The 14,439-nt window shown below is 45.8% G+C and carries 8 protein-coding genes; 5 read left to right on the top strand and 3 right to left on the bottom strand.

What is annotated here, in order from left to right:
- Positions 1–14 precede the first annotated feature (14 nt).
- Positions 15–752 carry a hypothetical protein gene (locus tag R3D00_13965; protein ID MEZ4774286.1) on the top strand — a complete coding sequence of 246 codons (738 nt, stop codon included), beginning with the start codon at positions 15–17 and terminating at the stop codon, positions 750–752.
- On the opposite strand, the gene R3D00_13960 is transcribed toward R3D00_13965, so the two are convergent.
- Together R3D00_13960 and R3D00_13955 are read right to left on the bottom strand one after the other, a co-directional pair.
- A complete protein-coding gene (locus tag R3D00_13960; protein ID MEZ4774285.1) occupies positions 753–2,330 on the bottom strand; it encodes a hypothetical protein in 1,578 nt (525 codons plus the stop codon). It lies immediately after the preceding gene.
- A gap of 108 nt (positions 2,331–2,438) precedes the next feature.
- Positions 2,439–3,329, bottom strand: a complete 891-nt coding sequence (locus R3D00_13955) for a septal ring lytic transglycosylase RlpA family protein (GenBank protein MEZ4774284.1) — start codon at positions 3,327–3,329, stop codon at positions 2,439–2,441.
- Between the two features lie 142 nt (positions 3,330–3,471).
- Between R3D00_13955 and rnhA the strand changes: the two genes are divergently transcribed.
- Together rnhA and R3D00_13945 are read left to right on the top strand one after the other, a co-directional pair.
- Positions 3,472–3,927 carry a ribonuclease HI gene (rnhA, locus tag R3D00_13950; GenBank protein ID MEZ4774283.1) on the top strand — a complete coding sequence of 152 codons (456 nt, stop codon included), beginning with the start codon at positions 3,472–3,474 and terminating at the stop codon, positions 3,925–3,927.
- A gap of 3 nt (positions 3,928–3,930) precedes the next feature.
- Positions 3,931–6,321, top strand: coding sequence for a choice-of-anchor B family protein (locus R3D00_13945; protein ID MEZ4774282.1), 2,391 nt, complete (start codon positions 3,931–3,933; stop codon positions 6,319–6,321).
- Here the strand turns inward: R3D00_13945 and R3D00_13940 are convergent, their stop codons facing one another.
- Positions 6,322–12,021 carry a PKD domain-containing protein gene (locus R3D00_13940; GenBank protein MEZ4774281.1) on the bottom strand — a complete coding sequence of 1,900 codons (5,700 nt, stop codon included), beginning with the start codon at positions 12,019–12,021 and terminating at the stop codon, positions 6,322–6,324.
- Between the two features lie 417 nt (positions 12,022–12,438).
- Between R3D00_13940 and rfbB the strand changes: the two genes are divergently transcribed.
- Together rfbB and R3D00_13930 are read left to right on the top strand one after the other, a co-directional pair.
- Positions 12,439–13,497: a dTDP-glucose 4,6-dehydratase gene (gene rfbB / locus R3D00_13935; protein ID MEZ4774280.1), complete on the top strand. Its 1,059-nt coding sequence runs from the start codon at positions 12,439–12,441 to the stop codon at positions 13,495–13,497.
- A gap of 5 nt (positions 13,498–13,502) precedes the next feature.
- The gene (locus R3D00_13930; protein ID MEZ4774279.1) at positions 13,503–14,279 is read left to right on the top strand and encodes a hypothetical protein; all 777 of its coding nucleotides are present in this window, start codon (positions 13,503–13,505) and stop codon (positions 14,277–14,279) included.
- Positions 14,280–14,439: the final 160 nt, after the last annotated feature.

The raw sequence follows: 14,439 nt of genomic DNA, 5'->3' as shown, positions 1-14,439 counted from the left end.
TCATATCCCGATTCATGAAAAAACTAAGTATACTCATCATTTTTTCATTGGCTATGTTTGCTGTTCTTACGGCTACAGGCCAATCAGGAAAAAAAGGCATCTCCATACAGGCTGGCTATCAACTGAAATACCTTACCCCGCGTTCTGTCAATTTTATTATCGGGAAGTATAACAGTTCGGTTTCTCTCACAAGAAAAATGGAAGAAATTAAATGGGCCAATGGATTTTCGGCAGGGCTGGGATACCACAGTGGCAGAGCCAGTTTTCGACTGAGTGGGATGCTTTTCAATGCACAGACTTATGCTATTGGCCCGGACAACAACGGCCAAAACTTTCGCAGAGACGTACAACTGCATGGCGGCGTAGTCTCATTAGGCCTCAATAGCGAGCTGATTAAATTTTATAGCGAAGGTGGGTTTAATGTAGGCGGATCTTTTGATCTTACCAATTTCCGAACAGCTACTGCTCAGGTTGCCGAGGCAAGTTTTGACGAGAATACAGCCCTTTCCCAGGTTAGTAACGCGTGGATGACCAGTTTCACGATCCTGGCCCCTTTCCGGTTTGGATTTGGGCCGGTTGTAAAACTTTCCATTGAGCCATATTACCAGATATTTTTTGGCAGACTGAATTACCGCCAGTTAAATCAGGCGGTTAATGGTTCCTCAGTACCTTCCAATTCACCGGAATTGTTGACAGAACCCGATCATGCCGGGATCAATGCAACACTGATGATTTACCTGAGACGGCGCTAATCAGCGAATCCACTGTACTTTCGGATTACTGCCATCTTTTTCCCATGAGAGTTTGACTCGCCGCTGTTCTTTCCCATTGTAGTGGGTAAGGCGAACGACGAGTATTTTCCCTGATTGAATCCAGTCCATCTGGCTTACATAGTAACCGTCAAACCTGAATTCACCAACTTCACAGAAGGCATCAGGGCCATTTCCCTGGTTGATAGACATAATATCGTATACATCTTCCGGAGTAACTCTACGGATATGTATGGTCTCCAGAATACATTCCCCACAATCACCCCATCCATAAGGATCGCGGTAGCTACTTTCCCGGATAATAATCCCCGGGAGTTCATCGGGAAATCGAAAGATCATATTTTTCCGGCTTTTGCCGTCAGGAAACCCCGCAGTTTTTGCGCGTTCGACCTCAATCATTTTTCCGGCTATTCTGACAAACTCCTTTTCTGTGGGTAGTTTATTGACGTGAGCCATTTCCATGATCAGCGTAGAAACCTGAACCCCGGAAATCACTTCAGCATCAAAACGGTAAGGTACCCGGGAGAACTTGATTTCTGACAGCACATCACTTACCTGATGTTCGCGATAAACAATACCATCGACATCCACAGAGGCATAGATCCATTCTGTATTGCCGTACACAAAAAGTGGAAGAAGACGAGCGGCACGGAAAAAATCATTAGGGACAGGAGATATATTTGTCTTCAACGGCTTCTGAAAAACTACCTGATTGAAAGTCGCAGGTACGCCTTGCTTGCGATTGTTGGAACTGGAGAGGACGATATTGGCGGGAGCAGAAGGCGTGGCGCCATTATCTGCGATATCAACCAAAAAGCGAATCTGGTCCAGTTGAGGTAGTTGCACAAACCCCAGCGCTTCAGGGGTAATACGGGCATTAATGGTATACCCATCTTCCTTTTCATTGATTTCTGCAATATAATCAATGCCTTCCGTCAGATTGCCGAGTCGAATATGAAGCGCATCTTCGACGAGACTCAGATCTGATTTATTGTAATGGATGACAGATCTTCCATCAGGAAAAAAGCCAAAATGCACGATTCCAAAGGGGACCGATTTACTTTTTAAGTTTTTCCTTTCAGGAATATCCAGACTATCTCTGCGGATTTCAGAAGACTTGGGATAATCATATTGAGAGACGAAGTCCCCGGCATTGGTTATTTTTCCATATTCTGAAAACACACTAAAGAAGCGGGGATCTTCTGGTTCATTGCTGCGGGTGCTCTCAGGGATAGCACAGATATACGCAGGATGCGTATTATATTCAAAATTAGCGGGGAAAACTGGTTTGGGAAGAGCAAACCACACTTCGATGTGGTCTGTGTTTGCATTACTTTGAGGATCTATATTTACATCCTTATCGTGAACTTCTATAACCAGTGACAAATTGGCCTCATACGAAAACAATTGCGCCCGCGCAGTAATATTTGAGGCAGAGGTGGTAGAATTTGCAATTGCATAAAACTGATCCGTTGAAAAATCAGGAACCTGCCCGACCGAGATCAAAGGAAAGAACAAATAGCAAATCCAGATATTTTTCCTGACTTCCGAAAAGCTCATACCATGAATGTCAGTTGGTGTTTCAGTAAAATTCAACCCATCGCACAATCAAAAAACGAAATTTAGGTACATACAGTTTTCCCTTTTATGGAAAAAAGGAAAGATATATTACTTCAACTCAGCCAGGTCCACAAGAATCCCTTTCTGGCCGGCAGCAAGCGCTTTTTTTCGCATGTTTAACGCTTCCTGCCGTGTTTGGTAAGGGCCTAACAAGATGCGGAAAATCGGTTTGTCATCCTTGATACTATTATGTACCATCGTGTTTTCAAATCCTTTGCGGTGGAGATCATCTAACCCTTCCAGAAGTCGGTAATAGGTAAAAAACGCGCCTACCTGTACACCAAAACCCATGGGTTCCTGTTTTGTTGCCGCCATTTGGAAAAGTGCAGGTGTGTATTTTGCCATTTCCGCTGATAGCTTATCAGGAAGGCTATTTGCAGCACCACTGCCAGTCGCCTGCCCCTGACTGGGAGCAGATTCACGTACCTCCCCGTCTTCAGAAAGAAGTTTGCCGGCCTGGTCGCGAAGCGGGAGATCTGAAAGTACAATCTTGGTGCGATCTTCAGTCACACCACCGGAGTTTCCCGGCGTTGATACGGTTTCCGCAGGTGCCTGCGCCCCGGTAGTTGAAATCACATCCAGTCTTACCTGCGTAAAACCATCCCGGGTCAGGCCGATCTGCTCGGCAGCTACACGACTCAGATCTATGACACGACCTACTTTCTGTGGGCCCCGGTCATTGATCTTTACCGTTACAGATCGCCCATCATCAATACGGGTTACACGAACCATTGTACCAAAACCGAGCGTACGGTGTGCCGCGGTAAAGCTATATTTATTGTAGCGCTCCCCACTGGCTGTACGTTGACCATGAAGGTTATCACTGTAATAAGATGCTTCGCCATACTCCTGGGCAAATGTCAGTATGGGGAAAAACAACCCCAACAGACAAATCCAAAGTACTTTCATATAACTAAGAAAACTAAAAGGATTTTCCATTGTTCCTCGCTTAATCGTAATACAACATTAGGAAAAGTTTACACACTTTACAAAGCACGATTTCCGGTATTCATTCATACCAGATAAATACAGGCAATGCTGCAATTGTAGGTCTTGTCATTAACTGATATCTTTGCCTTGTATGAAAATAATGATTTATACCGACGGAGCGGCAAAAGGCAATCCCGGGCCCGGTGGATACGGCGCAGTATTGCTTTCCGGCCAACATAGAAAAGAGCTATCTGAGGGTTACAGAAAGACTACCAACAATCGCATGGAGTTGCTGGCTGTAATTGTTGCCCTCGAAGCATTGAAAAAGCCTGGGATGGAAGTTGATATTTTTACTGACTCCCAATATGTACAAAAAGCTGTAACCGAAAAATGGGTTTTTGGCTGGGAGAAAAAAGGGTTTGCCGGAAAGAAAAACCCGGATCTGTGGCGACGTTTTCTTAAAGTTTACCGTTTACATCAGGTAAGGTTCCACTGGGTAAAAGGCCACGCTGGCAATCCGCTCAATGAACGCTGCGACCAGCTTGCAGTAGCAGCTTCACAAAAAGCTGAGCTGAAGATCGATTTTGAGTATGAAAATGAGCAATAACACATGATCCGATTATTTTTTTTACTCGTGGCCGGATTCCTGCCCGTTTTCCATCTCTTTGCCCAACAAACAAAAAATGTAACCCTTACGGGTCATTTACCCTATACCAAAGAGCTGAATGATATCTGGGGTTATACAGACCTGAATGGTAACGAATACGCCCTCGTCGGCCTTACCAATGGCGTTTCCATTGTAGATATTGCCACGCCGTCACAACCGGTGGAAGTACAGTTTATTCCGGGAATGGAATCGGTATGGCGCGATATAAAGACATTTGACCACTACGCTTACACCTCCAATGAAACCGGAAATGGCGTCCTGATCATCGACCTTTCCGGCCTTCCAGGCAATGTGGCCTACAAGGATACCACATTGGGTGGCATCAATACTGCACATAATGTATGGATTGATGATAATGGATATCTCTACATCATCGGCTATAACACAACAGGAGGTTTTAAATTATTTGACCTCAACAATGACCCCTGGAATCCTACCTTCCTGGGCGACTATCATCAGCATTATGTTCACGATTTGTATGCGCGCAACGACCTTGTCTATGCAGGTGAACTTTCCAACGGCCTGACCATACTGGATGTAACCGATCCGGGTTTGCCAACAATTATTGGAAACCGCGACTATCCCCGTGCATTTACCCACAATACCTGGATCAATGACGCGGGAAATGTATGCTTCACCACGGATGAACTTGCGCAGGCTTACCTCACCGCCTGGGAAATCAGTGACCCTGGAGATATTCGTTTTCTGGACAAAATCCGCTCATCTGTCAATGACGGGCAGGCTGCCCCTCATAATGTCCACGTGCTCAATGATTATCTGGTGACGTCCTATTACGCCGACGGGTTGAATATTGTAGATGCTTCACGGCCAGGAAACCTGGTTGAGGTAGGTTATTATGATACCAGCCCCAAAGCCAGTGGTTTCTTTGAAGGCGCCTGGGGTGCATATCCTTTTTTACCCTCGGGATTGGTGCTGATATCGGATATTGAGGAGGGTTTGTTCATCCTTCAACCGCACTATCAAAGAGGTTGTTATCTGGAAGGGAATGTTACTGATGCCCAAACTTCTGCCCCCGTCACCAACGTTTCGGTTCATATTGTCGAAGATAGCCTGGAAGAATTCACCCAAACAACCGGCGCGTATGCAGTCGGCACCCCTGATTCAGGCAGTTACACCGTGATTTTTAGTAAATATGGATATGAATCAGATACGGCTTTGGTTTCGTTAGACAACGGACAACTGACGACGCTGAATATTGCGCTCGTTCCCCTGCCCCGTACCCAGCTAAAAATACGGCTGCTGGACAGCGAAACCCTTCAACCCCTTCCGGGTGCACAAATTCAGGCCATTGCACCAGATCAGGCAGCTATTTTTTCTTACACAACCAACGGCAACGGCGAGGTTTCAGACAATCGGTTTGTCATCAATAGCTATGCGTTTATTCTGGGAAAATGGGGCTATCATACATACGATACAACCCTCACCGTGGCTCCAGGAAACGATTCACTCGTTTTGTACCTGATGCCTGGCTATTACGATGATTTTGCCCTTGACTTTGGATGGGAGGTTACGGGCAGTGCTGAAAGAGGGATATGGGAGAGAGGAGAGCCCATAGGTACCTACAGAGAGAATGGCGAAATTTACAATCCGGAATACGATCTGCCCGACGATATCGGAGACCAGGCCTATATAACCGGTAATGCCGGAGGCGCCCCTTTTGGTGATGATGTGGATAATGGCACAACCTTGCTGATTTCTCCCGAAATTGATCTCAGTGGCTATGACACGCCCATACTACAATACTACTGGTGGTTTCTCAACTGGTCTCTTAACGGCTCTGCTCCCGATGGACCGGGAAATGATTTTCTGACGGTATCTGTTACCGATGGCATCGATACGGTTGAATTGCGGCGTTATACCGGGCCATTCGACACTACCTGGAATGCGGCGACGATTGTTCCGTTTGTAAATGCCATTGACCGTAGCAAACCGGTAAAATTTATTTTTTATACCCAGGACTTAGAACCCGGCAACCAGGATGCGGTGGAGGCAGGCATTGATGGATTCCGGATCGTGGAGGAATCTTCTGTCGGATTGGAAAAAACAAGTGTTTTGCCATTCCGCATTCAGGTTTTCCCCAACCCTGCCCATGATCACTTAACGGTCGCGTATCAACTACCCGAAAACACCCATTCTTCTGACTGGCGCATTTCACTGGTCAATAGTTGGGGGCAAAAGATCATTTCTACCCCCCTCACAAATGTATCCGGCGATATTTTGATGAATTTTGCTCTTTCTCCAGGCATATACCTGCTCACACTTGAGCAGGAAAAGCAGCCCGTATTCTCTCAAAAAATTCTCATTCAACCCTGATTACCGAAGGAGTGTAACACTGCCTATCCGCTGAATTTTTTCCCCTTCAAAACCCACTCCCCGGGCGATAAATACATATACCCCTTCCGGTGCCAGAAGACCTGACTTGGTTTCTCCTTTCCAGACATTTTCCATGGATGTGGATTCGAAGATTTTCTCTCCCCATCGGTTAAAGATTTCCAGACTATACTCAGTAAGAAAAGCCCCATGCACGGTAAATTCATCATTGGTGCCGTCCCCATTGGGTGTAAAGGCATTGGCCGTATGAATCCGGGGATCGAGCACAACGCAGGACTCGTTGGACATACTGGAGGTGAAAGTTCCACCGGCTTCCCAGGCAATCACGCGATAACAATTCATAGCCTGTATCGCATTTGCCCCAACATCTTTATAACCCGTCTGCGTACCATCGATTGTCGCTACATTTGTAAACTTACCTGAGAGCTGATCAACCAATTGAATATCATAGCGATCCACCCCGTTTTCCCAGCCTTCATAGGGGTTCCATTTGAGGAATATTTCACCGTCGTTTCGCTCCGCATGAAGCAATATGCTCTTGCCTTTGCGGCCGGTAGGCGTATAGTCTCCACAGGAATCAATTGTTGAAACCTGATATTCGTAAGACAAGGCATTCACATCCGCATTGAAATCCTGAAACTTCGACTCTCCGGCATCAAAACTTTCGCGATACACTTCCTGATACCCATTTCCGGAACTCCTTTCTACGACGACCTCATTTGCCTTATCAATGGCTGCGGCATCCCATTCTACCTCAATTAACTGGTTGTTTTCTACTGTAACCCGAATAATATTCCCTTGTTCTGTGGGAGGAATATGCACGGGAGCAGCATGTGTAGTATCTGAATAAGACTGAACATGACCTTCGCCAACCGCAACAATCCGATAGGAAAATGCATCATAACAGTAGGTTTCACGATCCGAATAATAACTTGCATTGCCAGGCATTGTGGCAATCAGGATCATACTTTGCGGATTATAGTCCATTACTCTGAAAATCAGATAGTTCTCCACATGATCCCAGCCAATATAAGGATTCCACCGAAGGAAAATTTCATCTACCAGCCCATTTGCCATCAGATTGAGCGTACAATGGGCTTCTGCCAGGCTAATATCATAAGTTGTACCGCAATCATTTACCACCTGAATTTTATAGCAATATGACTCATCCAGCGTATTTAATCCGCGATCGACAAAACGCGTCTCACTGATATCGTACATCACTCCCACAGAATCATAGCTACCGCCGGGCGCCATTCGGTAAACCACATAGCGGTTAAAATCATTATAAACATTGGGAAATGGCGAGAACACAACTTCTACCTCCTGATTATTGAGTACCGAAACATACTGGATGTTGATGGCCTTGGGAATAAAATCAGGCAATACCTCCACATAGGCCGGGCGGATCAATTCGTCGGCACAGCCCAGGGAATCCACCACGGTCAACGAAATATCATACAGCCCTGAAGTCGTAAATTGATGAACAGGAGTCTGTCCATTGAAGCCGGAGCCATCACCAAAGTCCCATACCCATTGAACCAGTGGTGCATATGCAGCTATACAATCGTCGAAAAATAAAACCTCCGAGTCGGGGCAAATCACGGTATCCAGAGCAGAAAAATTTGCCACAGGGTGATTCAAACGAATATAATCAGGTCTGGAGAAGGTAGCTTCACAGCCATTTGTATCCGTTACAGACAGCCCTACAGCGTATTCACCATCTGCCAGCCAGGTATGATTGGGGAGAGAGTCAACAGCCACAGAGCCATCGCCAAAGTCCCATATCCATTTGACCGTTGGTATGTCAGTCAGGTTGTGAAAGGTGGTGGTAAAGGGCGCACACCCGATACTATCATCTGCAATAAAGTTAACCACAGGAATGGGGAATACGGTAATCGTCTGGGTTGCAGAACCCGTACAGGTATTGATATCCGTTACTGTGAGATTTGTATAATAAGTCCCTGCCGGAGGAAAGGAAAATGAGGGCTGGGGAAGTGTTGAAGTTCCATTATTATACCCAAAATCCCACACATAATCTGTAAACGGAAAAGGATGTCCATTGCTGGATGCCTGAAAGGATACAGATAATGGGCTACACCCAAAAGGATCTACCGCTAATATTGTTGGCTTAGGCGAAGGGACAACTGTGATGTAATCAGATACCCGCAACGTATCCATGCAGCCCTCAGACGAGGTAACGATCAGGGTCACATCATAGCTGCCCAATTGTTGGTAATAATGTGTAGGAAATTTTACAGAATCTGTTCCGCCATCGCCGAAGTCCCAGTTCCAGGCTACAATCGAAGCCGCTCCAAAAGACTGATCCACAAATGTCACGGAACCCGAGTCGCAGATCACCGCGGTATTGGAGTTAAACTCCGCCACGGGTGGCTCAAAAATCGTAATTGTATCAGGCGCAATGGTAAATATCTGACAGCCGGTATTGTCTTCTACTCTTAATACCGGAATATAGGATCCCGAAGCAGCATAAACATGAGAAATATTTTGTCCAAGATCTGTATTCCCGTCGCCAAAAATCCATTCATAGACAATGGAATCTTCCGGCGAAGTAGCGGAAAAGTTCACCTCCGTCCCCGGGCAGCCAGATTTTGGATCAAAGGTAAAAGTCGTGGAAGGGCCCAAAACCGTAATCATATCCTGCCAGACCATGGTATCAGCACAACCTGAAGGAGTTGAAACAATTAGCCGCACGGTGAATATTCCAGGTGCTGTATAAACATGCGAAGGCGTGGTTTGGGAAGACGTTGCGCCATCGCCAAAATCCCATGCCCAGGTAATGCCAGTGTGGGGAAAACTTCCCAGGGTCGAAAAATCAACCGCCAGCGGCGGACAAGGCGCAAACATCGTATCAGCCACAAAATCGGCGATCAGTTCGCGTATCTCTACCATTTGGGGGATAAACACAGACGTATCACAACCATTGACATCCGAAAGATAGAGAGTTATATCATAAAGGCCCGTATCCTGATAAGCATGAAAGGTATTGGCCAGCACAGAAGTAGCCCCATCGCCAAAATCCCAGGAGTAAGTAAGCCCTACACCTGATGATTGAGAAACAAACACAGCAGGCGTTCCGGGGCAGTTAATCATCGGGTTAACTGTAAAAGCGGGTATAGGCTGTGTGGCAAATATAAAATTGGTTCGAACGACCGAATCCATGCATCCGTCTTCATCCTGAACCGTGAGTTTAACAGTATAGTAGTCGGGTTGTAAATAAGTATGAGATACGTTTTGAGTATTGGTAGTGGTGCCATCGCCAAGGTCCCATGACCAGGCGGTAACCTGCCCGGTTCCATAAGAGTTGTCGGAAAAACTCAGCGCCAGCGGTACGCAACCGGCATTGGGTTCTGCCAACCGAAAATCGGCATTTACTCCCAGAGCTGAAATACCCGGATCCCAAACGAGTGTATCCCGACAACGAATACTATTCTCAACCACAAGTGTAACTTTAAAGTTTCCGGGATTTTTATACGTATAAACGGGGTTTTTTAGCAAAGACGTATCGCCATTCCCAAAATCCCAATGCCACTTGATCGCATTTTCAGAAAGGTCATTAAAATGAATCTGAAGCGGCACACAACCACGATTTGTATCGGCCTCAAAATCAGCCATAACCGGATGAATATAAATGGAATCTATCGCCGAAATCAGACAGCCGGTTGTATCATTCCCCACCAACAACTCAACATAATGGAATCCCGGTGTCTGGAATGTATGGGTAAAAGACATGCCGGATAAACTGATAGAATCCTCCAGTGTCCATGCCCATGTATCAGCACCGATGGACAAATTGCTGAAAAGTATGGTTGCCGGCAAATCACAGATATATTTCTGACTGATCCCGATCACCGGCAGAGGTGCCAGAATATTGACCATATTGCTATAGCGCAAGGTATCCCAGCAACCCCTGTCAGAAGCTGTGAGAATAACATCCATATCTCCTATCGCAGCAAATCCGTGAAGCGGGTTTGCAGACATAGCCGTATCCCCATCCCCAAAATACCAGATGTAATCATTGGCACCAACCGTATTATTGATAAACTGAATATCTGTAAGTGCACATGCCTGATTGGTATCTGCGGCAAAATCGATTATAGGTTTTTGGCCGGCGCTGATATAGTTGGGGCGAATGATTGTATCGGTACATCCCTGGCTGTTGGAAGTGATCAGGGTAATATCGTAATAGCCGGTATCCACAAAGGTATGGGAAGGGTTTTGCAGAGTAGAGGTAGTGCCGTCGCCAAAATCCCAAAGCCAGGTGATCACCGGGTAAGGAGAGTAAGTCGTATCACTGAATGTTACGTCAAGGGGCGCACAACCATTGGTTTTATCTGCCACAAATCCATTCCGCACTTCCCGGATCTGAACAAAATCAGCCAGGGTGCGAGTATTTGAGCATCCTCCGGGGCCGGTTACCGTAAGCCGGATGTTGAAAGTATCCACTGTGTAAAAAGTATGCAGCGGATGTTGAACAGAATCATACGTTCCATCCCAAAAATACCACCACCAGGAAACAGCATTGGTGGATTGATCCTGAAACTGAACCGTAAAGGGCACTTCACAACCAATTTTCGGTGTACTGGCTGCAAACCAGGGATTGGGGAGCGCATATACAGACACATCTGCCTGAAGATCATATATACACCCACTCGCATCAGATACTGTAGCTACAATATGATAACTACCTGGTCCTGAATATTTGTAATATGGGACAAGCCCGGTAGCAGAGATTCCGTTGCCAAAATCCCAGTGGATATTGCTGTTTGAGGCTGCATTGGTGGTGAAAAAGATTGTATCTCCCACACAAATAGAGGTATCACTGACTGAAAGGCTCAGGGTATTCACCCCAATATTTACCAGTCCATCTTTCGTAAGTGTGTCTCTGCAACCCTGAGCATCTTCAATAATATGCGTTACATCGTAGCTTCCGTTTGATTGATAAGTGTGGACAGGGTGCACCAGCGATGAGGTTGTCCCATCCCCAAAATCCCATAAGTGTATGCCGGTCGTGTCGCCGGTACTGGTAAAAGTGCTCGTCAGCGGTGGGCCACACGCAAGCAGGTTTGTAGCAGAAAAAGAGGCATCCGGAGAATTTACCTGTATGTATGCATTGAGGATTTTATCATCGCTGCAATGGTATTGGTTCTCCACGATAAGCGAGACCGGATATATCCCGGGAGAAGTATAGGGGTGAACCGGATTTTGCAAACTACTCGTTGTACCGTCTCCAAAATCCCACATCCAGGAAACAATGTTTCCGGAGGGATTGGTCGACTGATCAGAAAATACAATGGGGGTAAATCTACATACATTGGTGAGGTTTGCCGAAAAATCCACCACAGGGTTTCCGTGAGTGGTAATGTAGTTCACCCGGGTCAGGGTATCTTTCTGTCCGTTTGCCGAAGTGACAATCAGGGTCACGGTATAAGTTCCCGGCTGCGTGTAGATCACGCCAGGATTCTGCAAAGTGGATGTTCCCACACCCGTATTCCATTGCCAGGAGACGGCATTGGTGGATAAATCTTCGAAGGTCACGACAACTGGTGCGCAACCGTAGGTGGTATCTGCCTGGAAATCAGCAACTGGCTGGGCAAGGAGGTTTGGAACAGAGCAATAAATTCCAAACAGTATAACTAGTCCCGATATGTACCTTTCCATGATTCAAAAGTACGTATAATCGGATTGTCCAACCTAATAGCTGTTAGTAAGTAGTTTAATTTGTTTAACCACGGGTGGGTGTTGTTCAAAAACCAGTTATTTATCAGCCATTTAGGTATTTCTCCCTATCTGCGTAACCCCAAAAGTACAGGTAATAAATTCTCTCCTTCGTACAATTATGTAACTATCATCGGGTATTTTTGCGTAGAAAGCGTAATGACCTTTTTAGTTAGTTTGCGATATTTTCTTAAAATTGTGTAATCTGCCACCCGGGTTTTGGCCCGGGTGTTTTTATGTTATACATTCAAAGCCAACAATCGGGCACAGAGTTTCGTTTGCTGTAATGATTAACAAACAAAGGGTCTGGTTAATTTGCGAAAGTGCTCTACTTTAGTGCTAAATATTTGAAGACTGCTCATGAATAAGCATATACTTATTACCGGAGGCGCGGGGTTTATCGGCTCACATCTTGTCAGGCATTTTATCAACCATTATCCTGACTATCGTATTTTCAATCTGGACAAACTTACCTATGCCGGAAATCTGGAAAACCTTCGTGATGTGGAAAACCACCCGGGTTATACATTTATCAAAGGCGATATCTGTGATCCGGAGCAGTTGACGTCTATTTTTGAATCATACGATATCACTCATGTCATCCATCTGGCAGCAGAAAGTCATGTGGATCGGAGCATACTGGATCCGCTTGCTTTTGTACAAACCAATGTGATCGGAACTGTGAACCTGCTCAACACTGCCCGTAAGTTCTGGAAAGGAAATCAGGACAGATTGTTTTATCATGTTTCCACCGATGAGGTATATGGTTCACTGGGGGACCATGGATTTTTTCTGGAGAATACGCCCTATGACCCTCAAAGCCCATATTCCGCATCAAAAGCCAGTTCCGACCACTTTGTCAGAGCCTATGGAAATACGTACGGATTTCCCTTCATCATGAGCAATTGCTCCAACAACTACGGCGCCTATCAGTTTCCGGAAAAACTTATCCCCCTTTTTATCGCCAATATTTATGAAGAAAAGCCTTTGCCGGTATATGGAAAAGGCGAAAATATCCGGGACTGGCTTTGGGTAGTGGATCATTGCCGTGCCATTGATGTTATTTTTCATAAAGGGGAAATTGGAGAAACCTATAATATCGGCGGACAAAATGAATGGAAAAATATCGACCTGATCCGCCTGATGTGCCGTCTGATGGATAAAAAGCTTGGACGCGAAACAGGAAGCTCAGAAAAGCTTATCACCTATGTAACCGATCGTCCGGGACACGACATGCGATATGCGATCGATCCTACGAAACTTGTAACACAACTGGGATGGACACCCAGTGTAAATTTTGAAGAAGGACTCGAAAAAACCGTTGACTGGTATCTCAGCAACTCCGGTTGGATCGAAAGTGTAAGGTCCGGAGCTTACCGCTACTACTACGAGCAGCAATACGGACAACGATTAACTTAACGTAAATGCCTCATCGTAAACATCTTACGGCAAGCCCTTTTGGGGCGGCCATGTCTCTTGCGTCTACCTGGCTGTATTTTCTGATCCTGCAGACCGCAGATAGTTTTGGCCTTGCGGCCATTTTTGCTGTGATTCTTTTGCACTTTACGCTGCTGTACGCGCTGGCAAGCAAATTTCAACGCACTACAGCCGGAGAATGGATGCGTGGCGCCATTGTCGGGCTCAATGCCGGATTGAATGGAATTTTGTTGTTTTTCTTCACGGAGAATATCACCGTTTCGGGAGCCATTGCCGTGATTATTATGCTCGCTGCCTTTCTCCCGGTATCTCGCCACAGGGTCTATCATACCGTGATCGGCTGGCTCAACTGGCTTTTGCCGATGTCATGGCTGGTCACCTACCCGGGCATGATGATTTACCTCATCAACCTTATGGCTGCACCACTTGGATATATTTATCCGGTACTCAGGGGCTTGCGGGTGAAATTGTATATTGATCTGCGAAGTTGCAGCTTTACCATGTATGGAGGGTTGATTCGTCCGGTAAAAGGATTTTCAGGGTTGAATATGGGCAATTTCATCTTTATCAATCCGGGTTGGGAACATCTGCTCAAACACGAAATCGGGCATTTGTTTAGTCTCGCAGCATTGGGATTCGCCTTCCACTATATTGGAGGAATAGACGAAAACTATGTTCAGGAAAATTACCGGGAAGCCTACGCCGAATATCTTGCTGAAAGCTACAGCACCCCCGGCGTATCGACATTGAGCATGTGGCGGTAGAGCCAGATAATAATCTGGATGTTTTAGAGCCAGATAATTATCTGGATGTTTTAGAGCCAGATAATAATCTGGATGTTTTAGAGCCAGATAATAATCTGGATGTTTTAGAGCCAGATAATAATCTGGATGTTTTAGAGCCAGATAATAATCTGGATGTTTT

The sequence above is a fragment of the Bacteroidia bacterium genome, from assembly GCA_041391665.1.
GTDB lineage: Bacteria > Bacteroidota > Bacteroidia > J057 > J057 > JAGQVA01.
This window is presented reverse-complemented; position numbering and strand designations above follow the sequence as displayed.

What these genes read in the sequence shown, in the direction of transcription:
- R3D00_13965 (MEZ4774286.1), top strand. Translation starts at nt 15, where the DNA reads ATGAAAAAACTAAGTATACTCATCATTTTTTCATTGGCTATGTTTGCT.
- R3D00_13930 (MEZ4774279.1), top strand. Translation starts at nt 13,503, where the DNA reads ATGCCTCATCGTAAACATCTTACGGCAAGCCCTTTTGGGGCGGCCATG.
- rfbB (MEZ4774280.1), top strand. Translation starts at nt 12,439, where the DNA reads ATGAATAAGCATATACTTATTACCGGAGGCGCGGGGTTTATCGGCTCA.
- R3D00_13955 (MEZ4774284.1), bottom strand. Translation starts at nt 3,329, where the DNA reads ATGGAAAATCCTTTTAGTTTTCTTAGTTATATGAAAGTACTTTGGATT.
- R3D00_13940 (MEZ4774281.1), bottom strand. Translation starts at nt 12,021, where the DNA reads ATGGAAAGGTACATATCGGGACTAGTTATACTGTTTGGAATTTATTGC.
- rnhA (MEZ4774283.1), top strand. Translation starts at nt 3,472, where the DNA reads ATGAAAATAATGATTTATACCGACGGAGCGGCAAAAGGCAATCCCGGG.
- R3D00_13960 (MEZ4774285.1), bottom strand. Translation starts at nt 2,330, where the DNA reads ATGAGCTTTTCGGAAGTCAGGAAAAATATCTGGATTTGCTATTTGTTC.
- R3D00_13945 (MEZ4774282.1), top strand. Translation starts at nt 3,931, where the DNA reads ATGATCCGATTATTTTTTTTACTCGTGGCCGGATTCCTGCCCGTTTTC.